Below are 25,281 nucleotides of genomic sequence, written 5' to 3' on the forward strand. Positions count from 1 at the left end.
CGCACCGGCACCCGCCGACCACGCCGAGCCCGCCGCCGACCAGGACGGGAGCCCCCGTGGCTGAGCAGCAACCACTCCAGGCGCAGGACAAGCTCGCGTTCCTGCTCGCCCTCGTGCCGTACCTGATCGACCGCGAACGCGTCTCGGTCGCCGAGGCCGCTCGGCACTTCGGCGTCCCCGAGACCCGGATCCGCCGTGCCGTCGAGCTCATCGCGGTGTCCGGCGTCCCCGGCGAGACGATGCAGTACCAGCACGGCGACCTGTTCGACATCGCGTGGGACGACTTCGACCAGAACGACATGATCGTGCTGACGAACCTCGTCGCGATCGACGACTCCCCGCGGCTCTCGGCGCGCGAGGCGTCGGCCCTCATCGCCGGGTTGCAGTACCTGTCCGCCCTGCCCGAGGCCGCCGACCGCGACGCGATCCGCGCGCTCATGGCGAAGCTGTCCCGCGGTGCCGGTGGCGCGGCCGCGAACGTCGCCGTCGGGCAGGACCTGCACGACGTCGCCCTCGCGGTCATCCGCAAGGCGATGGCCGACGGTCGCGGGCTCGCGTTCGAGTACGCCGGTCCGCGCACGCAGGGGAGCACCCGCCGCGTCGACGCGCTGCGCGTGGAGTCGATCGACACCGACTGGTACCTGCGGGCGTGGGACCTCGATCGCCAGGCCCTCCGGACGTTCCGGCTCGACCGGATGTCCGGTGTGCGGGTCGACGACCGCCCGGCGGAGAAGTCGATCGACGACGTGGTGATCCCGGACACGCTGTTCCAGCAGGCAGCCGAGGACGTGATCGTCACCGTCGAGCTCGACTCCTCGTCGCTGCCGCTCGTGGCCGACTTCCTCGCCGACACGGCGGACGCGCCCGACACCGACGGCCGGGTGCGCATCCGGCTGGCGGCGTCGAACGGCTTCGACGGTGTGGTGCGGCTCGTCGCGGGGCTGCCCGGTCGCGCGGTCGTGCTCGACCCGCCGGCTGCACGGGCCGCGGTGCGCGACTTCGCCGCGGCGGCCCTCGCCGCCGACTGAGCCGCGCGACCGCCGGACCGGCGCTGCGTGTCGCGCACGTCGAACCACGAAACCGACGTCGAACCGGCACCGCGACGTGGTTCGACGTCGGTTCCGTGGTTCGAACCGAGTGCGGACGCCGGACCGCGCGCGACCGCCGGACCGGACGCGCGTCGGCCCCGCCGCCGACGTGCCGACCGACGGACGGGAGGCGCGGTGCGGGCCCGCCCCGCGCCTCCAGGCCCGTGACCCTCCTGTGCGAACGCACGCCGCGGTCGACTGTCGGTCCCGACCCCGTAGGATCGACCCATGGCTTCGACGACCGCGCGCGGGCGAGCGAGGCGGACCGGGCGTCCGACGAAGGACGCCGAAGGCCGCATGTCGCTCGGGCAGCACCTCATCGAGCTGCGCAACCGCCTGTTCCGCGCAGTGATCGCGATCGTCGTCGCCGCGGTCGGTGGGTGGTTCCTCACCCCGTTCGTGCTCGACGCGCTCCGGTCCCCGGTCTCCCAGCTCGCCAAGGTCGGCGGGCACACTGCCGAACTGAACTTCCCGATGATCACGGGCGCGTTCGACCTGAAGCTGCAGATCGCCATCACGATCGGCATCGTCATCGCGAGCCCGGTGTGGCTCTACCAGATCTGGGCGTTCATCGTCCCGGCACTGGTGCGACGTGAGAAGCAGTACGTGTGGGGCTTCCTCGGCACCGCGATCCCGCTGTTCTTCGCCGGCTGCTGGTTCGGGTGGTACATCCTGCCGCACGTGGTCGGCATCCTCGGCAGCTTCGTGTCGAGCCAGGACACCTCGATCGTCGACGCCAAGGCCTACTACGACTTCGTCATCAAGCTCATCGTCGCCGTCGGCATCGCGTTCGTCCTGCCGGTGTTCCTCGTGCTGCTCAACTTCGTCGGCGTGCTGTCCGCGTCCTCGATCATCAAGTCCTGGCGCGTGGCGATCCTCTGCATCCTGGTCTTCTGCGCCATCGTGACGCCCAGCGCCGACGTCATCTCGATGTTCCTGCTCGCCGTGCCGATGATCGTGCTCTACGTCGCCGCGTGCGCGGTGGCCTGGCTCCACGACCGCCGGGTGGCGAAGCGCCAGGCGAAGCTCGACGAAGAGTACGGCCTGTGAGCACGACGGAGCCGAGCGCTGCCGAACGATTCCGGGCGGCGAAGGTCCGGAACCGGTCCCGCAACCTCGAACTCTTCCGCGCCGACCTGCGGTTCGACCTCGACCCGTTCCAGTTCGCCGCGTGCGACGCGCTCGACCAGGGGCGCAGCGTGCTCGTGGCTGCGCCGACCGGGGCCGGCAAGACGATCGTGGCCGAGTTCGCGATCTGGTTGGCGATGCGGCAGCCGACGGCGAAGGTGTTCTACACGACACCGATGAAGGCCCTGAGCAACCAGAAGTACGCCGAGCTCGTCGACGTCTACGGCGAGTCCGAGGTCGGGCTGCTGACCGGCGACACGAACGTGAACCCGCGGGCCCGCGTCGTCGTGATGACGACCGAGGTCCTGCGGAACATGATCTACGCGGACTCCGACCTGCTCGACGACCTCGCGTGGGTCGTCCTCGACGAGGTCCACTACCTCGCCGACCGGTTCCGCGGTGCCGTCTGGGAGGAGGTGATCCTGCACCTCCCGACTGAGGTCCGGCTCGTCTCCCTCAGCGCCACGGTCTCCAACGCGGAAGAGTTCGGCGACTGGCTGCAGACCGTCCGCGGCGACACCGACGTCATCGTCTCCGAGGACCGCCCCGTGCCGCTCGAGCAGCACGTGCTCGTCGGCTCGAAGATGGTCGACCTGTTCGACTCAAGCGGTGCCGCGGCGACGAACCGCGTCAACCCGGAGCTGCTCCGGCTCGTCGGCGGTGCCTCGCGCAGCGAACGGCACGGCGGCGGACACCGCGGCGGCCGGGGGCGCGGGGGCTACCACGATCGCCGTGGTCCGCGCACCGAGAAGCTGCACCGCGAGCGCATCGCCCACATGCTCGACGAGCGGATGCTCCTGCCCGCGATCTTCTTCGTGTTCAGCCGGAACGGGTGCGACCAGGGCGTCCGGAACGTCCTCCGGTCGGGGCTGTCGCTGACGACGGCGCAGGAGCGCAACGAGATCCGCGAGACGGCGGAGTACCACTGCCGCACCCTCCTCGACGAGGACCTCGCCGTGCTCGGCTACTGGGAGTGGCTCGAGGGCCTCGAGCGCGGCGTCGCGGCGCACCACGCGGGGCTCCTGCCGGCCTTCAAGGAGGTGGTGGAGGACCTCTTCCAGCGCAAGCTCCTCAAGGTCGTGTTCGCGACGGAGACCCTGGCGCTCGGCGTGAACATGCCGGCCCGCACGGTCGTCCTCGAGAAGCTCGAGAAGTTCAACGGCGAGGCCCGCGTCCCGATCACGCCGGGGGAGTACACGCAGCTCACCGGTCGCGCCGGGCGTCGTGGCATCGACGTCGAGGGGCACTCGGTCATCCAGTGGTCGGACGGCCTCGATCCCCAGGGCGTCGCGTCGCTCGCGAGCCGCCGCACCTACCCGCTGAACTCGTCGTTCAAGCCGACCTACAACATGGCCGTGAACCTCATCGACCAGTTCGGTCGGCAGCGCACGCGCGAGGTCCTCGAGACGTCGTTCGCGCAGTTCCAGGCCGACCGTTCGGTCGTCGACCTCGCGCGGAAGGTCCGGTCGCAGCAGGAGTCCCTCGACGGCTACCAGCAGGCGATGCAGTGCCACCTCGGCGACTTCACCGAGTACGCGGCCCTGCGCCGCGAACTGTCCGACCTCGAGCGGACGAACGTCCCCGGCGGGCGCGAGGCCTCGCACGGCGCCCGGGCCGAACGGCAGGCCGCCATCACGGACGTCCGACGGCGCATGCGGCGGCACCCCTGCCACGCCTGCCCCGATCGAGAGGCCCATGCGCGCTGGTCCGAGCGCTGGTACAAGCTCAAGCGCGCCAACGACAAGCTCCTGCAGCAGATCCGTTCCCGCACGGGTGCGGTCGCGACCACGTTCGACCGGGTCACGAACGTGCTCCTGCAGCTCGGCTACCTGGTCGACACCGGCAACGGCGAGGCCACGGTCGCCGCTGGCGGGCGTCGGCTGCAGCGGATCTACGGTGAGCGCGACCTGCTCGTCGCCGAGTGCCTCGAGGCGGGCGTCTGGAAGGACCTCACCCCGGCGCAGCTCGCCGCGATGGCCGCGACGATCGTCTACCAGCCCCGCCGAGAAGACGCGCCCGGCACCGAGCACGCCCTGCCCCGCGGGGCGTTCCGTCCGGCACTCGACGAGACCCTCACGATCTGGTCCCGACTCGACGACATCGAGCGTGACGCCCGCCTCGCCGGGTCGCAGCCGCCGACCCCGGCCGCCGCGGTCGGCATGTTCCGCTGGGCGTCCGGCTCCGCGCTCGACGACGTGCTGCGCACGCTCGACCTGCCGGCCGGTGACTTCGTGCGCTGGTCCAAGCAGGTCATCGACCTGCTCGACCAGATCCGGAACGCCGGCGACGACGACCTCGCCCAGACCGCACGGCGGGCGACGGACGCGGTGCGCCGCGGCATCGTCGCCTACGCGGCTGTCTGACAGGAGGCACGGTGCCGGTTCCCGAGTCCGACGTGCGCCCGCAGGGCGCCGCCTCCACTGCCTCCGTCGCCTCTGGTCAGGACGCGACCGCTGGGCGTGGGTCCGCGGCGGGCGGTCGCGGCTCCGCCGTGCGCCCGCCGGCGGGCCGCCGGTCCGACTTCGCCGCCCTGCCGCTCGCGCAGGCGTTCCCGCTCGCCGTCATCGGGGGCGTGCTGTTCGCACTCGCCTTCCCGTCGCCGGGCTGGTGGTTCCTCGCCTACCCCGCACTCGCGTGCATGCTGCTCGCCGCGATGGGCCAGCGTGCCCGGCGCGCCGCCTGGCTCGGGTACGTCTCCGGCGCGGCCTTCTGGATCCCCGCGATCTCGTGGGCCGGCCGCTACCTCGGCCCGGTCCCGTGGTTCGCGCTCGCGCTGTTCGAAGCCGCGTTCTTCGCCCTCGGCAGCGTCGCGATCGCCCTCGCGTACCGCTGGGTGGCGCGTGTCGTGCCGTCCACCGCCGGACGCGTGTGGGGCCTCCCGGCCGTCGTCGCCGCGCTCTGGACCGGACGCGAGTGGTTCTCGGGGAGCTGGCCCTACGGCGGCTTCGCCTGGGGGCGGGTCGGTCTCTCGCAGTCGCAGGGCCCGTTCACGCACCTGGCTGCCTACGTGGGCGTGCTCGGGGTGACGTTCGTCGTCGTGTACTGCGTCGCGGTCGTCGTGTCGCTCGCCCTGGTCGTGCCCCGCGGTCCCGGCCGGGCCGTCCTGGTGCCCGTCCGCGTGGCGACGGCGGGACTGCTCGTCGCCGCCGTGCTCGCCGTGCCCGCGTGGCCGACCGCCACCGACGGCACGATCCGGATCGAGTCGGTGCAGGGCGACGGCCCCGCCGGGTACTTCGACCGGGCGGCGCCGGGCGCGGTGCTGAGCGCGCAGGTCGCGGCGACCGACGTCGAGGCGAAGGGGGTCGACCTCGTGGTCTGGCCCGAGGGCTCCGCCGAGTTCGATCCGCGCCAGCAGCCGGTGATCGCGTCGGCCCTTAACCAGGTCGTCGACTCCGTCGGGGCGCCGATCGTCGCCGGCGCCATCACGCAGACGTCCTCGGGGGTCCTGCACAACACCTCGTTCGTGTGGACGAAGGACGGCTGGCAGTCGTCCTACGACAAGAAGCGCCCGGTGCCCTTCGGCGAGTACGTCCCGGACCGCTGGTTCTTCTCGAAGCTCGCGCCGTCGCTCATCGGGCTGCTGCAGCGCGACTACACCCCGGGGACGAAGCCGAACGTGCTGTCGGTCGCCGGCGTCCGGGCGGGCATCGCGATCTGCTTCGACATCGTCGACGACGGCCTCGCCACCGACATGGCGCGCGGGGGAGCGCAGGTCATCCTGGCACAGACGAACAACGCGGACTTCGACGGCACCGACGAGAACCTGCAGCAGCTGGAGATCGCTCGGATGCGGGCGATCGAGACCGGTCGGTCGCTCGTGAACATCTCCACCGTCGGGGCGTCGCAGGTCATCGACCCGACCGGACGGACGATCGACCGGGTGCCGGCGTACACCGCGACCTCGATGATCACGGACGTGCCGCTCGGGACCACCACCACCCCGGCGACCCTGGCGTCCGGATCGATCGCGCTCCTGCTCTCGCTCGGCGGGCTCCTCACGCTGCTCGCCTGCGCGCCCTGGGGCCGCCGCGGGACTGCTCGCCGCGCCTGACCGCCCCGGCCGCGGCTCCGCACTGGGAGAGGACTGTGAATGCGCCGGTCCGGGAGTGCGGGCGCGTGGGACAGTGTTGTGGAGGGCAGACGAGCGAGAGGAGCACACACATGGCTGATCGGAGTCTCCGCGGCATGCGGCTCGGGAGTCAGAGTCTCCAGAGCGAAGAGGGCGTCGAGCTCTCGGACCGCAAGCGTGCGGTCTACCAGACGGAATCAGGGGAGACGTTCGACATCGTCTTCTCGGCGGATGCAGACGTCCCCCAGACGTGGTCGGAGCCCCGCTCCGGTCGCGAAGGACGACTCCTCGGTGACGACGGCATCCCCGTCGAGGTCGCCGAAGAGGACGTCAAGGCCCCTAGGACCCACTGGGACATGCTGCTCGAGCGACGCTCGCGTGAAGAGCTCGAGGAGCTCCTGCAGGAGCGACTGCAGTTCCTGCGCGCACGACGCGGCGCCTGACCCGCACACGACGACGACGCCCGCTCCGGTCTCCCGGGGCGGGCGTCGTCGTCGTGGTGGCGGTCAGCGGCGGCCGGAGCCGTCGCTCGTGCGGTGCCCGGAGGCGTCGGGGCCGGCGTCGGTCGCGCTCCCGTGGTGCTCGTCCTTCGCTGCGTCGCGGAGCTCGTCGGCCGCGGCCTCGTCCGACGCCGCGAGGTGCGCGTCGACGCTCTTGTTCGACTCGGCGAGACGCTGGTCGAGCTCGGACTCGGGGACGATGTCCGCCGCCGTGGCGTCCGGGCGGGGGACCGAACCGGCCGCGGCGTCGGCGGCCGCGCTGTTCGCCAGGCTCTCGTTCGCGAGCTTGGAGATCCGCGACAGGAAGTCGCCCCCGGCGCCGCCGCCGGCGATCGGTCCGCTGCCGGTGCGCCCGGCGGTGAAGCCCTTCGCGATGCCGGACAGTGCCTCGGTGAACTCGCTCGGGATCATCCAGAGCTTGTTCGCGGTGCCCTCGGCGATCTTCGGCAGGGTCTGCAGGTACTGGTAGGACAGGAGCTTGTCGTCCGGGTCACCGGTGTGGATGGCGTCGAACACCGTGGCGATCGCCTGCGCTTCACCCTCGGCGCGGAGGACCTGGGCCTTCGCGTCACCCTCGGCCGCGAGGATGGCGGCCTGCCGCTGCCCCTCGGCCTCGAGGATCTGGGACTGCTTCGTCCCCTCGGCCTGCAGGATGGCGGCACGACGGCTGCGCTCGGCACGCAGCTGCTGCTCCATGGCGTCCTGGATCGACACGGGCGGCTCGATCGCCTTGAGCTCGACGCGGCCGACGCGGATGCCCCACTTGCCGGTCGCCTCGTCGAGCACGACGCGGAGCTGGCCGTTGATGTTGTCGCGGCTGGTCAGGGCCTCTTCGAGGTTGAGGCCACCGACGACGTTGCGGAGCGTGGTGGTCGTGAGCTGCTCGACAGCGCCGAGGTAGTTGGCGATCTCGTAGGTGGCGGCGCGGGCGTCGGTGACCTGGAAGTAGACGACCGTGTCGATCGAGACCACCAGGTTGTCCTCGGTGATGACGGGCTGCGGCGGGAAGGACACGACCTGCTCGCGCATGTCGAGCAGCGGCCGGAGTCGGTCGATGAACGGCACCAGAAGGTTCAACCCGGGGTTGAGGGTCTTGTGGTACTTCCCGAGGCGTTCGACGATCCCCGCGGTCGCCTGCGGCACGATGCGGATCGCGCGGGACAGGACGACGATCACGAAGATGACGACGACGAGGATGAGGACGAGTAGTGCGATCGTCCCGGCTGAGATGGTCACGAGGTGGCCCTTTCTCCGAGGCGGACGACAGCCGTCGACCCCTCGATGGACTCGACGACCACGGGGGTCCCGAGCGGCGGTGTTCGGTCTGTGGCGTCGGCGGAGATGCGGGCGCTCCAGGTCTCGCCGTTGGCCAGGCGGACCTGGCCGGGGGCGGACGCGGTGAAGGCGACGGCGACCGTGCCCGGCAGCCCGATGAGTCCCTCGACGTTGGTGCGGTGCGGGTCGGCGTTCCGACCGAGTGCCGTCAAGAGCCGCGGCCGGACGACCGACAGCAACAGCAGGGCGACGCCCGCGGCGATGATGGCCGACAGCCACCACGGTGCGCCGAGCAGTGCGGCGACCAGCCCGCCGGCAGCACCGGCCGCGAGCATGATGAAGATGAAGTCGAGCGTGAATATCTCGACCACGCCCAGCAGGAGCACCAGTCCGATCCAGATGACGGTCTGGATCCAATCGATCCCGTTCACGCGATCTCCCTCCCTCGGTCGCGCGCGGCTGCTCGCTGCGTCGCGACGGCCGGTCCAACTCCGTTCAACATATCAAGTCCGTGCTGTGTCCGCGCGGTGGTTGGTAGGCTCGTCGGCGGCCGACCCGCCGAACCAGACCTGGAGAACACGACTGTGAGCAACCCCCTCGCCCCCGGATCCCTCGCCGACAAGCGCGCCCTCGTCACGGGTTCGTCCCGCGGCATCGGCGCCGACACCGTCGGGTACCTGGCCGAGGCCGGCGCCAAGGTCGTCGTGAACTACCGCAACAAGGCCAAGCGTGCCGAGCAGATCGCCGAGAAGATCGTCGCCGCGGGCGGGTCGGCACTCGCCGTCGGTGCGGACCTGACCGACCACGACTCCGTCCAGGCGATGGTCGACACCGTCGTGCAGGAGTGGGGCGGCATCGACCTGCTCGTGCTCAACGCCTCCGGTGGCATGGAGTCCGGCCTGGGCGAGGACTACGCGCTGCGCCTGAACCGCGATGCGCAGGTGGACATGCTGCAGACCGCCGTGCCGCACATGCCCGCCGGATCGCGCGTCGTGTTCGTCACGAGCCACCAGGCCCACTTCGTCGAGACCGCCGAGACGATGGACGAGTACGTCCCCGTCGCCAAGAGCAAGCGGGCCGGCGAGCTCGCCCTCCGCGAGCTCGTGCCGCAGCTCGACGCGGCGGGCATCGAGTTCGTGGTCGTCTCCGGCGACATGATCGAGGGCACGATCACCGCCACGCTCCTCAACCGCCTCAACCCGGGCGCGATCGAGGGCCGCCGTGCCGAGGTCGGCAAGCTCTACAGCGTCTCCGAGTTCGCCGCCGAGATCGCCGCGGCCGCGATCGAGCCGATCCCCGCCGACCACACCAAGCTCGTCGGCGACGTCAGCGGCTTCGTCGGCTAACGTCGGACGGGTGACTGCGAAGCCCGGCCTGCGCCGCACCTCCCGGATCATCCTGCTCGACCCCGACGGTCGGGTGTTCCTGATGGACACCAACTCCCCGTCGTCGGACGGAGCGCACCGCTGGATCACGCCCGGCGGCGGTGTCGACCCCGGCGAGGACCACCGCGACGCCGCGATCCGCGAGCTGCGCGAGGAGACCGGCATCGTCATCGACGACCCGGGGGAGCCGGTGTGGTCGTGGGACTTCACCGTCGAGTGGGACCTGGCCGACCACGACCGCGGCCACGCGGAGTTCTACGTCGTCCGGACGCGGGGTTTCACGCTGTCGGACGCCGAGTGGACCGACGACGAGCGCGTGGACATCCTGCGGTCCCGATGGTGGACGGCCGACGAGCTCGACGCCACCGGCGAGCCCTTCGAGCCCGCCGAGCTCCCGGGCCTCGTCCGCACCCACGCGCCGTCCTGACGCGCCGGCTCGTTCCGGTGCGGAACCGTCCTGTGGAACGTCACACGTCACCGCTACCCTGTGGGCATGGAACCGAGTGCCGAGCACGCCGCTGACACCCACGACCGCATCCGGGTGCGTGGTGCACGTGAGAACAACCTGCGCGACGTCGACGTCGAGCTCCCGAAGCGTCGCCTGACCGTCTTCACCGGCGTGTCCGGGTCGGGCAAGAGCTCACTGGTCTTCGCGACCATCGCGGCGGAGTCGCAGCGCATGATCAACGAGACGTACAGCGCGTTCCTGCAGGGCTTCATGCCGTCGCTCGCACGCCCCGACGTCGACGTGCTCGACGGCCTCACCACCGCGATCGTCGTCGACCAGGAACGCATCGGCGCCGATCCCCGCTCGACGGTGGGCACCGTGACGGACGCCAACGCCATGCTCCGCGTGCTGTTCAGCCGCCTCGGGACGCCCCACATCGGTGGCCCGAACGCGTTCTCCTTCAACCTCGCGACGGTCACGGCCGGCGGTGCCATCACCGTGCAGAAGGGCAAGGACGCCAAGGCGGAGAAGGTCTCGTTCTCACGGCTCGGCGGCATGTGCGCCGACTGCGAAGGCCGCGGCACGGTCACCGACATCGACCTCACGCAGCTGTTCGACGACACGAAGTCCCTGTCGGACGGGGCGATCACGATCCCCGGGTACGGCACGGACGGCTGGAACGTCCGGATGTTCGCCGAGTCCGGGTACTTCGACAAGGACACGCCGATCCGTGACTTCACGGACGCCGAGCGCCAGGACTTCCTGTACCGCGAACCGACGAAGCAGAAGATCGCCGGCATCAACATGACGTACGAGGGGCTCGTCCCGCGCGTGCGGCGCTCGTTCCTGCAGAAGGACCGCGAAGCGATGCAGCCCCACATCCGGGCCTTCGTCGACCGCGCGGTCACCTTCACCACCTGTCCGGCCTGCGGTGGCACCCGGCTGAACGACGTCGCACGGTCGTCGACGATCGCCGGCAAGAGCATCGCGGACGTCTGCGCGATGCAGATCACCGACCTCGCCGCCTGGCTACGGGGTATCGACGAACCGACCGTCGGGCCGTTGCTCGACGGCCTGCGGGACGCGGTCGACTCCTTCGTCGAGATCGGCCTCGGGTACCTCTCGCTCGACCGTCCCACTGGGACCCTGTCCGGGGGAGAGGGGCAGCGCGTCAAGATGGTGAAGCACCTCGGGTCGTCCTTGAGCGACGTCACCTACGTCTTCGACGAACCGAGCACCGGGTTGCACCCCCACGACATCGAGCGGATGAACGGGCTCCTGCTCCGCCTCCGCGACAAGGGCAACACGGTGCTCGTCGTCGAGCACAAGCCCGAGGTCATCGCGATCGCGGACCACGTCGTCGACCTCGGGCCGGGTGCGGGGACGAACGGCGGGGCGCTCTGCTACGAGGGGCCGGTCGACGGGCTCCGCACGAGCGACACGGTCACCGGTCGCCACCTCGACGACCGGGTGTCGGTGAAGGACGTCGTGCGCGAACGCACCGGCGTCCTCGAGATCCGCGGCGCCGACGCGCACAACCTGCAGGGTGTGGACGTCGACGTGCCGACCGGGGTGCTCACGGTCGTGACGGGTGTCGCGGGCTCCGGCAAGAGCACGCTCATCCACGGGTCGATGTCACCGCGCGACGGTGTCGTCGCGATCGACCAGGGCGCGATCCGCGGCTCCCGGCGGAGCAACCCGGCGACGTACACGGGGCTGCTCGAGCCGATCCGCAAGGCCTTCGCGAAGGCCAACGGTGTGAAGCCCGCCCTGTTCAGCGCCAACTCCGAGGGTGCGTGCCCGGCCTGCAACGGCGCGGGGGTCATCTACACGGACCTCGGCATGATGGCCGGCATCGCGACCCCGTGCGCAGAGTGCGGCGGGAAGCGATTCGACCAGTCGGTGCTCGAGTACCGGCTCGGGGGGAAGGACATCAGCGAGGTCCTCGCGATGCCCGTGGCCGACGCTGCGGCGTTCTTCGCGACGGGGGAGTCGAGGATCCCCGCGGCGCACGCGATCCTCGCCCGGCTCGTCGACGTCGGACTCGGGTACCTGACGATCGGCCAGCCGCTGACGACCCTGTCCGGCGGCGAGCGGCAGCGGCTCAAGCTCGCGACGCACCTCGGCGACCCCGGCGGGGTGATCGTGCTCGACGAGCCGACGACCGGGCTGCACCTGGCGGACGTCCAACAGCTGCTCGGGCTGCTGGACGGCATGGTCGAGGCCGGGCGCACGGTCGTCGTGATCGAGCACCACCAGGCCGTGATGGCACATGCCGACTGGGTCATCGACCTCGGGCCCGGCGCCGGCCACGACGGCGGCCGCGTCGTGTTCGAGGGCACGCCGGCCGAGCTCGTCGCGGCTCGGTCGACGATCACGGGGGAGCACCTGGCGGCCTACGTCGGAGCCTGAGGCGGGGGACAGGTCCGGAAGGAGTACCTGAACACCAGCTGGCCGAACGGTCTACCGTCCTGACTGACGCTCATGCTTGGGCCACCCCGCCCGCGGCTACCCGGTCGCATGACGAGCGTTCACGACGAAGGAGACCTCATGGCCGACCAGACCGGTGGACCGAACTACCCCGCAGCGAACACGCCCGGTGCAGCACCGGCCGGCACGGGTGGCGGACTCGCCATCGCGAGCCTCGTCCTTGGCATCATCGGTGTCGTCGGTGGCATCTTCCTGGCGATCATCGGTGTGATCGCCGGCATCATCGGGCTCGTCCTCGGCATCCTGGCTCGCCGACGCGCGTCCGGTCGGGGGATCGTCCTCGGCGGCATCATCCTGTCGGCCATCGCGATCGTCATCGGCATCGTCGGCTACATCCTCACCGCGGTCGTGTTGTCCCAGGCCTGAGTCCACATCGCCGCTGGCGTCTGACCGGGGATCACCGTCCCGAGTCGGCGCGCATCGGTACGCCAGCGAGGCGGGTCGGCAGCGATGCCGATCCGCCTCGCTGGCGTTCGGCGTCCGCGCGTCGCATCCCCGTCCCCTCGTCGCGACGCCACGGCGGACGGGAGGCGCGGGTCGGGCCCGCACCGTTCCTCCTGGACCACGCAACGCGTGTTCCGGACCGCCGGACGCGCGCCCAGGTCGGTCCGCGTAGCTTCCGCCACATGAGCTACAGCCAGCCTGACCCTGCCGAGGAGACCACCCACAGCGAGGAGCCGGAGCAGCCGGACACGGACCAGGAGAACCTCGAGGAGCAGGGCGGCGAACACGCCTCGCTCGAGATCGACACAGACGACGTCCCGACGAGCGTCGATCCGCAGTCCTGATCGCACGGCGGCGCGGTTCACCGGTCAGACGGCCCGTTCCGTCGCCTGCAGCAGGGCACGAACGAGCTCGACGTAGTCCAAGCCGACCGCCGCGAACATCCGGGGCACCTGCGACTGCTCGGTGAACCCCGGCGCGGTGTTCACCTCGTTCAGCACGACGCCGTCGTCGGTGAGGAAGAAGTCGAACCGCGCGACGCCCGCGCACCCGAGCGTGTCGTAGAGGATCCGGGCTGCGTGGTCGATCGCTGCCTCGTCGGAGGCAGACAGCGCCGCCGGCACCGTGAACCGTGCGGTCCCGTCGTACTTCTCGGTGCGCCCGAACACGTCTCCGTCGGCGACGCCGATCTCCAGCGTGGCGCCGGTGCGGAGCGCCCCGGCGTCGTCGCGGAACACGGCGATGTCGATCTCGCGCCCGGTGATGAACGTCTCGACGAGCACGTCGGTGCCTGCGGCCCGGGCATGTGCAACGGCAGCCGCGTACGCGTCGGGCGTCCGGACCACCGTCACGCCGTTGCTCGACCCACCGGTCGTCGGCTTCACGACGAAGGGCGGCCGCAGGGGCACCGGGCCGATCTCGTCTCCAGCGCGGATCAGCACACCCGGCGCCGTGCGGACGCCGACGGCCTCGGCCACGGTCTTCGTGACCCACTTGTCCATGCCGAGTGCGCCGGCGCGGACGGGGGAGCCGACCACCGGTACGCCGATCATCGTGAGGAAGCCGGCGACCGCGCCGTCCTCACCGTGGACACCGTGGAGCACCGGGAACGCCGCGCGGCACGACGTCAGCACGGCAACGGCGTCCGCGGGGGACAGCACGGCACCGTCCGTGTGCCGCCAGCCGCCCGTCCGGTCGATCGTCAGGGGCACCGCGTCGAAGCCGAGGGCCCGGACGGCTCGCGTGACCGCGGCCGCGGATGCGAGCGAGACCTCGTGCTCGTCGTTCGCGCCGCCTCCGACGACCGCGATCCGCGTCGGCGCCGTGGGGGTGTGGGAGTCGTGGCGATCAGGCAACGGTGGCCTCCGGGGTGGTGACGGTGCGGTGGACCCGGGCGGCGCGCGTGCCGATGCGGGTGACGATCTCGTGCTCGATGGTGTCGGCCCAGCCCGCCCAGTCGTGGACGGTCGGCTCGCCGTCGAGGCCGCGGCCGAAGAACGTGACGGTCTCGCCGAGCTCCAGCCGGTCGTCGCCGGTGTCCACGACGACCATGTCCATCGAGAACCGGCCGACGAGCGGTCGACGGCGTCCGCGCACCTGGACCTCGGCCCGCTCGGACGCCGCACGGGGGAGTCCGTCGCCGTAGCCCAGGGGGAGCAGCGCGAGGGTGGTCCGACGGTCGACGACGTGGTCGAGGCCGTAGCCGACGCCGGCCCCGGGGCCGATCACCCGGGAACCGACGACCGGAGCCGTCAGGGAGAGCGTCGATTGCAGGTCCGTCGAGGTCCGGGATGGGTCGATCCCGAAGAGCCCCGCACCGATGCGGTGCAGACCATGGCGGCCGCCGACCCCGGTGACGGTCGCTGCCGTGGCGGCGAGGTGCGTGACGAAGCCGGACAGTCCGCGGCGCCGGGCGGTGCGGACGGCGTTGTCGAACAGCAGCCGTTCGCGCGTGTTCTGCGGGTCGTCGGGCTGGTCGGCGCAGGACATGTGGCCCATCACCCCGACGACCCGGACCGTGCCGAGCCGCTCGAGCTCGCGTGCGGCGGTGCACAGCGACGGCCACGACCCGGGATCGGCACCGTCGCGGGCCATCCCGACGTCGACGTGCAGGTGGACCCGGGCACGGCGTCCGGTCCGGACTGCTGCACGGCTGACGGCACTGAGCAGCTCGGCGCTCGGGACGGCGATGTCGACGTCGGCGAGCAGCGCACCGTCGAAGTCCGCGTCGACCGGGTTGAGCCAGCTGAGCACCGGCGCGTCCGTCACGGTTGCCCGGACGGCGATCGCTTCGTCGATGGTGGTCACGCCGATCGACGTCGCCCCGGCGGCGAGGACCGACCGGGCGATCGCCCCGTGGCCGAACCCGTCGGCCTTGAGGACGGCCATGACGCCGCCGTCCGTCCGGTCGGCGAACACGGCGGTGTTCGCGCGGACGGCGTCGTCGTGGACGACGAGCTGTGGGCGCGACGGTGTCATGCCTGCCTCCTGGAGATCGCTACCGAACTGATATGCATGATATCGATGATCACCGACACCACGGAGGAAGTCATCGGTCGTGGGGATGACGTCGCGCGCCGCGCGACCCAAGCGGTCGATGCCGCGCGGATGACGGCCGTCGCTGCTGCACGAGGGACGGGAGGCGTGGCTGGCGTGAGCAGACCAGCTGCGGTGATCCGCGCCTCCTGGCCCCACTCGCCGCGCGCCGATAATGCATATTATGTCAACTCAGAACCATCCGGCCGCGCTGCAGTCGCACTCTGGTGGCCGACGCCACTCCCCTCTAGCATCGCCGTCATGAGCACCGAGCGGTGCTCGGAAGCGGCGGTGTCCGATGCGGAAGCTCGTCCTCAAGATGTCGATGTCCCTCGACGGTTTCGTCGCAGGTGCACGTGCGGAGTCCGACTGGATGTTCCGCGCCGCGAGTCCGGACTCGGCCGCGTGGGTGCTCGACACCGTGTCCGGCGCCGGTGTGCACGCGTTCGGTCGTCGGACATTCGAGTCCATCGCCGGCTTCTGGGCGAACGCGACGACGCCCGTCGCCGGTGCGATGAACACCGTCCCGAAGGTCGTCTTCACCCGCCAGGCCGGGTTCGATCCCGCCACGGTCGACACGGGTGGGGCCGACTCCCCCGCGGCGGCGACCTGGACCGGTGCCCGGGTGGCGAACGGCGACCTCGTGGCGGAGGTCGACCGGCTGCGGGCCGAGGACGGCGCTGACGTCCTCGCACAGGGCGGGACGGACTTCTGCCGGAGCCTGGTGGCTGCGGGCCTCGTCGACGAGTACCGCCTGGTGGTCCTGCCGGTGGTGCTCGGGACGGGTGACGGGATCTTCTCGGGGCTGCAGGACGAACTCGACCTGACGCTGATCAGCTCGACGGTGTTCGACGGTGGCGCGAAGGCGGACGTGTACCGACCGAAGCGCTGAGGGCGGTCTCCGGCGCTCAGAACACCGCGACCGTCATGCCCGCCGACGTCGCCGGCCGGTCCATCGCGAGGATCGCCTCGGGCAGCTCGTCGAACCCGATCGTCCGACCGATCGACTCCGACGGGCGGAGACGACCGGCGACGACGTCGTCGAGCATCGCGGCGTACTCCCCCACCGATATCCCGTGACTGCCGAGCAGCTCGAGCTCGTCGCCGATGACGCGGCCCATCGGGATCGCCGGCACGGCCTCGTCGTCGAGCAGCAGCCCGACCTGGACGTGCCGACCCCGAGGCCGCAGTGCGGCGACCGCGGCGACCGACGTGGCGCGGCTGCCGAAGGCGTCCACGGACACGTTGGCTCCGCCGCCCGTGACGGTCCGGACGGCCTCCCCGACCGCGTCGTCCATCGGCACCGCGACCGCACCGAGGGCTTCCGCACGCGCGAGCGCGGCGGGCGAGACGTCCACCGCGACGACCTTCGCTCCGGCGGCGACCGCGACGATGACGGTCGACAGTCCGACTCCCCCGCAGCCGAAGACGGCCACCCACTCGCCGGCGGCCACCCGTCCCCGGGCGTGCAGTGCGTGGTACGCGGTCCCGAAGCGGCATCCGAGTCCGGCGGCCTCAGCGAACCCGACGGCATCCGGCAGCGCGACGAGGTTGACGTCCGCGTGCGGGACCACCACGGCCTCGGCGTACGAACCGGGCAGCGTGAAGCCGGGCTGCTGCTGCTGGGTGCACACCTGCGTCGCACCGTCCAGGCACTGCTCGCACTCGCCGCACGCGAAGACGAACGGCGCGGTGACCCGGTCCCCCACGGCGAACCCGCGGACGTCGGGGCCGGCGGACGACACCACGCCGGCGAACTCGTGCCCGGGGACGTGCGGCAGGCGCACCGAGTCGTCATGCCCCTTCCACGCGTGCCAGTCGCTCCGGCAGACCCCGGTCGCGGCGACCCGGACGACCACCCCGTCGATCGGGGCGACCGGGTCCGGGACCTCGACGACCGCGGGGACGGAACCGAACTCGTCGTACTGGACTGCGCGCATCCGGCCATCCTGACAGACGGGAGCGCGCTGGCGGGCGCTCTGCGACCCGGCCACGGGACGGAGCGAGCTCGTCCGTCGGACGCGAGCCGTGCCTCCAGGCCGTCGCGCCCGCGGTGGGGACGCACTTGGTGAGTAGAAGGTGTCGGGTCCATCCGGCCGACCCGACATCTTCTGCTCACGAAGCGGCCGCGAGCCCCGCGGCGCCCGCCTCAGTACGCGACGCGCCCGTCGCGGTCGTGGAACTCCCCCGTGGGACCGTCCGCGCCGAGCGTCGCCAGCGCCACCGTGGCGTCCGTCCCCTCGGTCACGGTCTGGTGCCCGCCGAACCCGTTGAACTCTGTCGCCGTGTACCCGGGGTCGCTCGCGTTCACCCGGAACCCGGGCAGGTTCTTCGCGTACTGCACGGTCAGGGCGATGAGCGCCGCCTTCGACGCCGCGTACGGCACCGCCGGCACCGGGTACTCGTCCCGCCCCGGGGTCGTCAGCCACCGCGGGAAGCCCACACCCGAGGCCACGTTCACGATGACCGGGTTCGCCGACTCCCGCAGCAGCGGCAGCGCCGCCTGCGTCACGCGCACGACGCCGGTCACGTTCGTGTCGAGCACGGCTCCGATCGCAGCGGCGTCGAGGTCGTCGACCCCGAACGACGTCCCGAGGATGCCCGCGTTGTTCACGAGCACGTCGAGTCCGGGCAGTCCGGCGACCGCGCGCTCGACCGAGGACTGGTCGGTGACGTCCAGCTGGACGACGTGCGCGCCGAGGGCACGCGCCGCGTCCCCCGTGGCCGGATCGCGCATGCCGGCGTACACGGTGTGCCCGGCGTCGACGAGGCGACGGACGGTCTCGAGCCCGAGACTGCGGTTGGCTCCGGTGATGAGTGTCGTTGTCATGCGCCCAGCCTCCGCCCCCGTGGCCGGGTCCCCCAGGCACCGCTCGACAGTGGGACCACCAGTACCAGGCAGGCCGGGAGGCGCGGGTCGAGGATGGTGGGCATGAGCGAGTTCGCGAGTGTGCTGCGTTCCTGGCGCGACCGGGTCCGTCCCGAAGCGGTCGGCCTGCCGGCCGGGCCCGGTCGACGGACGCCGGGTCTCCGTCGCGAGGAGCTCGCTGCGCTCGCCGGGGTGAGCGTCGACTACGTCGTCCGCCTCGAGCAGGGACGCGCGACGAACCCGTCGCCGCAGTTGCTCGGCGCACTCGCCACCGCGCTCCGTCTCACCGAGGAGGAACGCGACCACCTCTGCCGCGTCGCAGGGGCCGCGCCGCCGTCGCGCCGGGTCGTCCCCCGGCACGTCACCCCGGGCGTGCAGCGCATCGTCGACCGCCTCGGCGACGTCCCCCTCGCCGTGTTCACCGCCGCGCACGACATCGTCCTGTGGAACGACCTCTGGGCAGCGCTCACCGGTGACCCCTCCCGGTACACGGGCATCGACCGGAACCTCGTGTGGCGACACTTCATGCACGGCCACGACGAGGTCGAGTGGGACGACGAGCACCAGGAGGAGTTCTCCAGCGACCTCGCCGCCGACCTCCGCGCCGCCGTCGGACGGTACCCCGCCGACCGGGACCTCGCCGACCTCGTGGCTCGCCTCCGCCGCGAGTCCCCCGAGTTCGAGCGCCGCTGGGACACCGGACGCGTCGCCGAGCACCGGGCGAGCCGCAAGCGCGTGCACTCCCCCGTCGGCCCGATCGAGATCGACTGCGACGTCCTGAGCGTGCCGGGTGGGGACCTCCGCATCGTCGTCTACACGGCCGTCCCCGGCACCGAGGACGCCGCGAAGCTCGACCTCCTGCGCGTCACCGGCCTGCAGGAACTCACGCCGAGCTGAGCACGACCAGTCGTTGGGTCGCCCGGGTCATCGCCACGTAGCGGTCGACCGGGGGCCACCGCTCCGGGTCCACCAGGACGACGAGGTCGAACTCGAGACCCTTCGTCGCCTCCGGGGACAGGGAACGGATCCGGTCCGTCCCCGCGTACCCGGCGTCGCCGACCACGCACGCGATCCCGTCGGCGCTCGCCGCGGCCCACGTGTCCAGGACCACGTCCCGCTCCTCGGCGGACCCGTACTGCACCGGCACGCCGGAGTCGCGGATCGAGGTCGGCACGTTCGCGTCCGGCACGGCTGCGCGGATGACGGGTTCGGCGACCGCCATCACCTCGGACGGCGTGCGGTAGTTTATCCGGAGACGCGCGGTCCGCACGTCCCGGAGCCCGATCCGGACGAGCCGGTCCTCCCACGACTCGGTGAACGGCTCCCGCGCCTGGGTCCGGTCCCCCACGACCGTGAGGCTCCGGCTCGGGCACCGCCGGAGCAGCATCAGCCACTCCGCGTCCGTGAGCTCCTGGGCCTCGTCGACGACGACGTGCGCGAACGGTCCCGCCAGGGCATCGACGTCCGGCGCCGCCGTCACCGCGTCGTCGTCGAGGCTGTTCCGCGCGTCCGCACCGCGCAGCATGCTCATGAGCTGCAGCTCGGAGTCGTCGTTCGCGACGAGGTCCTCGATCACCCGATCCATCCGCTCGCGTTCGGCGGCCCTGGCGGCCGCAGCACGACGCTCCCGGGCCGGAGCGGCCGGGTCCCCGATCCGTCGACGGGCGGCGTCGAGCACGGGCAGGTCGGACCGGGTCCACGCGCGGGCGTCCGGGCGGTGCAGGCGTGCGCGGTCGGCTGCGGTGAGGTCGGGCGCGCACCGCGCCAGGTGCTCGGGCACCGCGAGCAGGTCCGCGACCACACCGTCCGGGTCGAGCACGGGCCACGCCCGGCGGAACGCGTCACGCAGGACGTCGCTGTCGTCCACGGAGGCGCGGATCGCCCTGGGTGGGGCCGCTCCCGCCAGGCGGTTGGTCACGATCTCGAGCAGCGCCTCCCAGACGTCGGAGCGTGCGGCGTTGTGCGGGTCGCCCGGGTCCGCTGCGTCGAACGCGTCGGCCCAGTCGTCGGGCGTGATCGGCACGTCCGCCCAGTCCGTCTCGACGATGACCGTCCGCTCCGGCGGCTGCTCGTACCCGCGGACCGCACGCTCGACCGCCCGGGTCAGCGCCGTACCCGCCTTGATCGCCGCGACGTCCGCATCGGCCTCGTCGGGGACGTCGGCGCCCTCGGGCACCAGGTCCGTCACGGTCGCGAGCTGCACCCCGTCCTCGCCGAGTGCCGGCAGCACGTCCCCGACGTAGTCGAGGTGCCCGTGCGTCGGCCCGACGAACAGCACACCCCCGTGCCGCGGGGACACGCGTGGGTCGGCGTAGAGCAGGTACGCCGCCCGGTGCAGCGCGACGACGGTCTTGCCGGTCCCCGGACCGCCGTCCACCACGAGCGCTCCGGCGGAGTCCGCGCGGATCACGGCGTCCTGGTCGGACTGGATCGTCCCGAGCACGTCCCGCATCCGCGGGCTGCGGCTGGTGCCGAGGCTCGCGACGAACGCCGACTGGTCGTCCAGGGCTGCGGTGTGCAGCAGGCCCTCGTCGGTGAAGGCCTCGTCCCAGTAGTCCACGATCCGACCGCGCTGCCAGCGGTAGCGTCGCCGGCTCACCAGGCCACGGGGATCACCGTGCGACGCCGCGAAGAACGGTTCCGCGGTCGCCGAGCGCCAGTCGACCAGCAGCCGCTCGAGGTCCGCGTCGGTGAGCCCCGAGCGGCCGACGTAGACCGGCTGTGGGCGGTCGGCGAACACCATCCTCCCGATGCACAGGTCGAGCCCGTACCGCCGGAGTGCCGTGAGCTCGCGGGTGACACGGCGCACCTCGGCATCGCGCTCCACCGTGTACTCCCCACCGCCCGCTCGGGTTCGGCGGAGCTCGTCGAGGCGTCGGGTGAGCGTCGTGGTCGAGGCGTCGAGGGTGGCGGCGATCGCGGCGAAGTGCCGCTCGTCGTCGGCGATCAGGGCCGGATCGGCCTTGTCGGCGAGGCGTTCGGGGAGGTCGAAGACGGGGTACGGCGTTGACACGAGGGTCGATTGTGGGGCACGACGGGGGTCTTGCGGCAAGCCCCGGGTCCGGCCGTATCCTGGTCATGGCGGGAGGGGTCCGCCGTCTCGCGGCCGCCTTCCGCTACCGCGACCTGATCGCGTCGACGACGGTAGCGACCGTCGACGCGTCTGCCGTACGAGCACCGTCGACGATCACCGGCTCTTCCGTCTCGGGCGGTTCGAAGCTCGCGGCGTGCTCTGCGAGCACGGCGTCGGTGACGTCGGGTCGTGCCGGCTCGGTCCGGTTCGCGAGGACGCGTCGCCGTTGCAGCTCCGGGGCGATCCGCACCCAGACGAGGGCGAACGGTGCACCGGCGGCGGTCGCGGTGGCACGCCAGGCATCTCGGACGAATCGCGGAGAGCCCGTGTCGTCCACGATCACGTCGCGGCCGGACGCGAGCGATTCGCCCGCCCGCTCGTGCGCGATGGCGTTCGTCGTGGCCCACTCCTCCGGGGGGATGCCCTGGCCGCCGTCGAGGCCGCGCTCCTCGTTGATCCGGTCGAGGCCCAGCAGCGCTCCGTCCAGCGCGTCGGACAACCGGATCGCCAGCGTGCTCTTGCCCGAGAACGAGAGACCGCACATCAGCACCAGTGCCATGCCTGGACCCTACCGAGCCCGGGTGGAGCACTCCACCTCACCGCATGCTCGCAGTCGCCCACGCACGGTGGAGCGCAGCGACCTGGTCGGCTTCGGCCATGTCGGTGACGTCGAGGACGAGGTCCACCGCCGGCGGGACCGCGGTCATCCGGTGGAGCAGTTCGAACTCGTCGTCGGTGATGGACACCGGTCGTGTGGCGGCTCGCGCTCGGGCCCCCTCGAGGGTGATCGCCAGGTGCACGACGAAGCACTCCGGGAGTTCGGCGCGGTACACGGCGAGCGTCTCCGCGGTGAGGACGTCCGACGCGGTGACGGCGAAGCCCGCAGCGAGCAGGTTCCGGGCCAGGGCACTCACGTTGCGGGCGGCGAGTGCGTGCTGGGCACGGCCCTCCGATCCAGACCAGAGCGTCGCATCCCCGGCGATGACGATCTGGCGGACGTCGTCACCGTCGATGTACGCGCCGCGCGGTTCCGCGGCAGCGAGGGCACGACCGCAGGTCGTCTTCCCGACCGCCGGGCCACCCGAGAGGATCAGTGGTCGCATCGTGTCGTCCTTCCGTCCCGGTTGACGCTACCCAGGCCCGTGCGGCGCTGCGGCGGGAACGGTGGGTAGCGTGGTGGCCATGGACTGCTTCGCGAGCTGGCGCACCCGCCACTGAAGGCGACGGCCTCGCCGTCACGTACCGCCACACCGAGCACGGTGTGGCGCCTTCAGACTGCTCAGAGAAGAGGCACACCATGCACATCCGCGCCTGCACGCCCGACGATCTGCCCGCGCTCACCGAGCTGACGATCGAGACGTTCCGCCCGCTCCTCGCCGGCGACCTGGTCCGACTGCGCCCGGAGGTCACGGCACACGACCACGCGCACTGGGAGGACGACTACCGGCACGAGGTACCCGCGCTGCTCGACCCTGCCCAAGACCGGTTCATCACGCTGGCGGAGGACGACGACGGGCCACTCGGGTACGTCGGGTGGCACGTCACGAACGGCGCGTCCGGCCGGCTGGAGATGGTCGCCGTCCACCCGCGTGCCCGACGACGAGGAGTCGCACGGGCACTGTGCACGACCGTCCTCCGCTCACTCGGCGACCGCGGGGTCGAGGTGGTGCACATCGGCACGGGCGGGGACGCCTTCCACGCCCCGGCGCGAGCACTCTACGAGTCACTCGGCTTCACGCCGTACCCCACGGTCGACTACGCCCGCACCCTGCCGACCGGGCGCCCGGTCACGCCGCGGTGAACACCAGCGACGCGTTCTGCCCACCGAAGCCGAACGAGTTGTTCAGCGCCGTCCGGATCGGCACCTCCCGCGCGGACCCGGCGACCACGTCGAGCTCGACCGCCGGGTCGAGGTGCTCCAGGTTCAGCGTCGCCGGCACGAGCCCGGTCTCGATCGCCCGCACGGCCAGGATCGACTCGACGGCCCCGGCTGCCCCGAACATGTGCCCGATGGCCCCCTTCGGCGCGGTCACGACGGCCCCGGTGCCGACGGCGCGAGCGATCGCAGCGGCTTCGCCGACGTCCCCGACGGGCGTGCTGGTCGCGTGCGCGTTGACGTGGTCGATGTCGTCGCCCGTCAACCCGGCCATCCGGATCGCCGCGGTCATCGCCCGCTCCTGCTCGGACCCGTCCGCCAGGGGCGCGGTGATGTGGAAGGCGTCCGAGGTGATGCCCCATCCGGCGAGGGTCCCGTGCGAGCGCTGGGTGCGGGCAGCGGCGTGGTCGGCCCGCTCGAGCACGACGAACCCGGCACCCTCGCCGAGCACGAACCCGCGGCGCGATGCGTCGAAGGGGCGGGAGAGCGTCGTCGGGTCGTCGTCGCCGGGCTTCGCGAGGGCCTGCGACTGCGCGAAGGACGCCATGGTCACCGGCGTCACGGCCGCCTCGGTGCCACCGGCGATGACGACGTCGGCCTCCCCCGTGACGATCAGCCGTGCGGCCGTCGCGATCGCCTCGGCCCCGGAGGCGCAGGCGGACACGGTCGTGTACGCCCCGGCCCGTGCACCGAACGCGATGCTGATCTGCGCCGCGGCGGCGTTCGCCATGAGCATCGGGACGGTGCGGGGCGACACGCGACGGGCGCCAGCGGTGCCGAGCACGTCGTGGGCGTCGAGGAGCGTCTCCACTCCCCCGATCCCGGTGCCGACGACGACGGCGAGCCGGTCCCCCTCGACCGTCGGGGCGCCGGCGTCCGCCCAGGCCTCCTCCGCCGCGACGAGCGCGAGCTGCTGGCTGCGGTCGAGCCGGTTCGCCCGGACCCTACCGAGTGCTCCGTCCGCGTCGAGTGCGGCGGCGGCGGCGACCCGGATCGGGACCTGGTCCCAGTGCGTGCCGGTCCGGTCGAGGTCGTGCACGCCGGAGCGGCCGGCGACCAGGGCGTCCCAGAGCGTGTCGACGCCGTGGCCGAACGGCGACACCGCTCCGTAGCCGGTGATGGAGATGTGCACGGGAGGCTCCTTCTTGTACGTTGAACAAGTTGAGTTGTACCACGTACAATTCCGGCATGGCAACCACGAGCGACGCCCCGGTCACCCCGCGCGGGGCAGCCACCCGGGCGCGGATCCTCGCCGCGACCGCCGGACTGCTCAGCGGGACCGGCGGCCCGGCCGAACACCGGACGGTGACCGTGAGCGAGATCGCCCGGGCCGCGGGCGTGTACCCGAACCAGATCACGCACCACTACGGATCGAAGGACCGACTGGTGCTCGACGCCGCGTTCGCGCTGTTCCTGCGCGACACGACCCGGTTGCAGGCAGCCGGGCGCCGCGCCACGAGCGCGGAGGCGTTCCGGCAGGTCCTCGCCCGCACCGCCCTCGCGATGCCGTCGACGCCGCTCGTCGTGCGGGCCCTCGCGAGCGCGGGCGACGATGCCGCGCAGCGCGACCGGGTGCGACTGCTCCTGCAGGTGCTGTTCCGGCAGTCGGAGCGCTACCTCGAGCGCGTCGTCACCGAACACGGCTGGACGAGCCGGAGCGGCGTCGGACGCGACGCGCGGACGTTCTGGAGCGCGGTGTTCGGCGCCACGCTGCTCGCCGACGCCGGGGTCACCGGCGGACCGTCCGACCTCGACCTGGCTGGCACCGTCTCGATCGCCTGAACGACCGAGCGACCGGCCTCAGCGGTGTGCCGCCCAGAGCTCGCCGGCCCGGTCGGCACCCCGCCGGATCACCTCCGCGAGCTCCGGCCGGTCCGGAACGGGGAACGAGACGTACGCACCGCGTCCACCGGCGACGGGTCGCCCGTACGCCTTCGCCGCGAGGGTCCGGTCTGGCAGCATCCGGACGGTGATGGTCTCGAGTTCGAACTCCTCCCCGCGGCGCTCGTCCCGCCACCGCAGCGCGGGCGGGATGCTCACGGTGATCGCCATCGCGCCCACCACGACCTCGTCCGACGAGTCGATCGGCTGCGCCATCAGC

General features: G+C 72.0%; 25 protein-coding genes. 14 read left to right on the forward strand and 11 right to left on the reverse strand.

Annotated elements, in window-relative coordinates; genetic code table 11:
* The first annotated feature begins 56 nt into the window (after positions 1 to 56).
* The 5 genes from BIV01_RS00240 to BIV01_RS00260 all read left to right on the forward strand — a co-directional run bounded on the left by BIV01_RS00240 (position 57) and on the right by BIV01_RS00260 (position 6,728).
* Complete coding sequence (locus BIV01_RS00240) at positions 57 to 1,028, forward strand: helix-turn-helix transcriptional regulator (protein ID WP_071301561.1); 972 nt, start codon at positions 57 to 59, stop codon at positions 1,026 to 1,028.
* Positions 1,029 to 1,385: 357 nt separating this feature from the next.
* The gene (gene tatC, locus BIV01_RS00245; RefSeq protein WP_070419009.1) at positions 1,386 to 2,138 is read left to right on the forward strand and encodes a twin-arginine translocase subunit TatC; all 753 of its coding nucleotides are present in this window, start codon (positions 1,386 to 1,388) and stop codon (positions 2,136 to 2,138) included.
* A complete protein-coding gene (locus BIV01_RS00250) occupies positions 2,135 to 4,579 on the forward strand; it encodes a DEAD/DEAH box helicase (RefSeq protein WP_071301562.1) in 2,445 nt (814 codons plus the stop codon). The genes tatC and BIV01_RS00250 overlap by 4 nt, the downstream gene beginning before the upstream one ends.
* Positions 4,580 to 4,590: 11 nt before the next feature.
* On the forward strand, positions 4,591 to 6,267 hold the full coding sequence (gene lnt / locus BIV01_RS00255) for an apolipoprotein N-acyltransferase (protein ID WP_254791749.1): 1,677 nt from the start codon (positions 4,591 to 4,593) through the stop codon (positions 6,265 to 6,267).
* Positions 6,268 to 6,377: 110 nt separating this feature from the next.
* Positions 6,378 to 6,728 (forward strand): RNA polymerase-binding protein RbpA, encoded by a 351-nt coding sequence (locus BIV01_RS00260; protein WP_070419007.1) that lies wholly within the window; start codon positions 6,378 to 6,380, stop codon positions 6,726 to 6,728.
* Between the two features lie 63 nt (positions 6,729 to 6,791).
* On the opposite strand, the gene BIV01_RS00265 is transcribed toward BIV01_RS00260, so the two are convergent.
* Positions 6,792 to 8,021: an SPFH domain-containing protein gene (locus BIV01_RS00265; RefSeq protein ID WP_070419006.1), complete on the reverse strand. Its 1,230-nt coding sequence runs from the start codon at positions 8,019 to 8,021 to the stop codon at positions 6,792 to 6,794.
* Positions 8,018 to 8,491 (reverse strand): NfeD family protein, encoded by a 474-nt coding sequence (locus BIV01_RS00270; RefSeq protein ID WP_254789583.1) that lies wholly within the window; start codon positions 8,489 to 8,491, stop codon positions 8,018 to 8,020. Before BIV01_RS00270 ends, BIV01_RS00265 begins: the two co-directional genes overlap by 4 nt.
* Positions 8,492 to 8,644: 153 nt before the next feature.
* Between BIV01_RS00270 and BIV01_RS00275 the strand changes: the two genes are divergently transcribed.
* The 5 genes from BIV01_RS00275 (at position 8,645) to BIV01_RS19560 (ending at position 13,171) form a co-directional block, all read left to right on the forward strand.
* Positions 8,645 to 9,406, forward strand: a complete 762-nt coding sequence (locus tag BIV01_RS00275; protein WP_071294704.1) for an SDR family oxidoreductase — start codon at positions 8,645 to 8,647, stop codon at positions 9,404 to 9,406.
* Positions 9,407 to 9,416: 10 nt separating this feature from the next.
* A complete protein-coding gene (locus BIV01_RS00280; RefSeq protein ID WP_071301564.1) occupies positions 9,417 to 9,872 on the forward strand; it encodes an NUDIX hydrolase in 456 nt (151 codons plus the stop codon).
* 66 nt (positions 9,873 to 9,938) lie between these two features.
* Positions 9,939 to 12,305, forward strand: a complete 2,367-nt coding sequence (locus BIV01_RS00285) for an ATP-binding cassette domain-containing protein (protein ID WP_071301565.1) — start codon at positions 9,939 to 9,941, stop codon at positions 12,303 to 12,305.
* Positions 12,306 to 12,443: 138 nt separating this feature from the next.
* Positions 12,444 to 12,749 (forward strand): hypothetical protein, encoded by a 306-nt coding sequence (locus BIV01_RS00290; RefSeq protein WP_070419002.1) that lies wholly within the window; start codon positions 12,444 to 12,446, stop codon positions 12,747 to 12,749.
* Between the two features lie 260 nt (positions 12,750 to 13,009).
* Positions 13,010 to 13,171: a hypothetical protein gene (locus tag BIV01_RS19560; protein WP_175473600.1), complete on the forward strand. Its 162-nt coding sequence runs from the start codon at positions 13,010 to 13,012 to the stop codon at positions 13,169 to 13,171.
* A 24-nt stretch (positions 13,172 to 13,195) separates the two neighbouring features.
* Here BIV01_RS19560 and BIV01_RS00295 read toward each other — a convergent pair whose 3' ends face one another.
* A complete protein-coding gene (locus BIV01_RS00295; RefSeq protein WP_071301566.1) occupies positions 13,196 to 14,182 on the reverse strand; it encodes a D-alanine--D-alanine ligase family protein in 987 nt (328 codons plus the stop codon).
* Entirely contained in the window at positions 14,175 to 15,305 is a 1,131-nt protein-coding gene (gene alr, locus BIV01_RS00300) for an alanine racemase (RefSeq protein ID WP_071301567.1), read from the reverse strand. The genes BIV01_RS00295 and alr overlap by 8 nt, the downstream gene beginning before the upstream one ends.
* Before the next feature lie 355 nt (positions 15,306 to 15,660).
* Between alr and BIV01_RS00305 the strand changes: the two genes are divergently transcribed.
* Positions 15,661 to 16,254 carry a dihydrofolate reductase family protein gene (locus tag BIV01_RS00305; protein ID WP_071301568.1) on the forward strand — a complete coding sequence of 198 codons (594 nt, stop codon included), beginning with the start codon at positions 15,661 to 15,663 and terminating at the stop codon, positions 16,252 to 16,254.
* A 16-nt stretch (positions 16,255 to 16,270) separates the two neighbouring features.
* Here the strand turns inward: BIV01_RS00305 and BIV01_RS00310 are convergent, their stop codons facing one another.
* Positions 16,271 to 17,302, reverse strand: a complete 1,032-nt coding sequence (locus tag BIV01_RS00310) for an alcohol dehydrogenase catalytic domain-containing protein (protein WP_071301569.1) — start codon at positions 17,300 to 17,302, stop codon at positions 16,271 to 16,273.
* A 209-nt stretch (positions 17,303 to 17,511) separates the two neighbouring features.
* Positions 17,512 to 18,192, reverse strand: a complete 681-nt coding sequence (locus BIV01_RS00315; RefSeq protein WP_071301570.1) for an SDR family NAD(P)-dependent oxidoreductase — start codon at positions 18,190 to 18,192, stop codon at positions 17,512 to 17,514.
* A 102-nt stretch (positions 18,193 to 18,294) separates the two neighbouring features.
* Between BIV01_RS00315 and BIV01_RS00320 the strand changes: the two genes are divergently transcribed.
* On the forward strand, positions 18,295 to 19,128 hold the full coding sequence (locus tag BIV01_RS00320; RefSeq protein WP_071301571.1) for a helix-turn-helix transcriptional regulator: 834 nt from the start codon (positions 18,295 to 18,297) through the stop codon (positions 19,126 to 19,128).
* Here BIV01_RS00320 and helR read toward each other — a convergent pair.
* The 3 genes from helR to BIV01_RS00335 all read right to left on the reverse strand — a co-directional run bounded on the left by helR (position 19,115) and on the right by BIV01_RS00335 (position 22,407).
* A complete protein-coding gene (gene helR, locus BIV01_RS00325) occupies positions 19,115 to 21,244 on the reverse strand; it encodes an RNA polymerase recycling motor ATPase HelR (protein WP_071301572.1) in 2,130 nt (709 codons plus the stop codon). The genes BIV01_RS00320 and helR overlap by 14 nt on opposite strands.
* Positions 21,245 to 21,347: 103 nt before the next feature.
* Positions 21,348 to 21,863: an AAA family ATPase gene (locus tag BIV01_RS00330; protein ID WP_071301573.1), complete on the reverse strand. Its 516-nt coding sequence runs from the start codon at positions 21,861 to 21,863 to the stop codon at positions 21,348 to 21,350.
* Between the two features lie 37 nt (positions 21,864 to 21,900).
* The gene (locus BIV01_RS00335) at positions 21,901 to 22,407 is read right to left on the reverse strand and encodes a hypothetical protein (RefSeq protein ID WP_071301574.1); all 507 of its coding nucleotides are present in this window, start codon (positions 22,405 to 22,407) and stop codon (positions 21,901 to 21,903) included.
* 194 nt (positions 22,408 to 22,601) lie between these two features.
* Between BIV01_RS00335 and BIV01_RS00340 the strand changes: the two genes are divergently transcribed.
* Positions 22,602 to 23,105 (forward strand): GNAT family N-acetyltransferase, encoded by a 504-nt coding sequence (locus tag BIV01_RS00340; protein WP_071301575.1) that lies wholly within the window; start codon positions 22,602 to 22,604, stop codon positions 23,103 to 23,105.
* Here the strand turns inward: BIV01_RS00340 and BIV01_RS00345 are convergent.
* A complete protein-coding gene (locus BIV01_RS00345; protein ID WP_071301576.1) occupies positions 23,092 to 24,312 on the reverse strand; it encodes a beta-ketoacyl-[acyl-carrier-protein] synthase family protein in 1,221 nt (406 codons plus the stop codon). The two genes, BIV01_RS00340 and BIV01_RS00345, sit on opposite strands and share 14 nt — an antisense overlap.
* A gap of 56 nt (positions 24,313 to 24,368) precedes the next feature.
* Between BIV01_RS00345 and BIV01_RS00350 the strand changes: the two genes are divergently transcribed.
* A complete protein-coding gene (locus BIV01_RS00350) occupies positions 24,369 to 24,962 on the forward strand; it encodes a TetR/AcrR family transcriptional regulator C-terminal domain-containing protein (RefSeq protein ID WP_071301577.1) in 594 nt (197 codons plus the stop codon).
* Between the two features lie 18 nt (positions 24,963 to 24,980).
* On the opposite strand, the gene BIV01_RS00355 is transcribed toward BIV01_RS00350, so the two are convergent.
* Positions 24,981 to 25,277, reverse strand: coding sequence for a hypothetical protein (locus tag BIV01_RS00355; protein WP_071301578.1), 297 nt, complete (start codon positions 25,275 to 25,277; stop codon positions 24,981 to 24,983).
* Positions 25,278 to 25,281 lie beyond the last annotated feature (4 nt).

It is taken from the genome of Curtobacterium sp. MCBA15_013, from assembly GCF_001865095.1.
Classification (GTDB): Bacteria; Actinomycetota; Actinomycetes; order Actinomycetales; family Microbacteriaceae; genus Curtobacterium.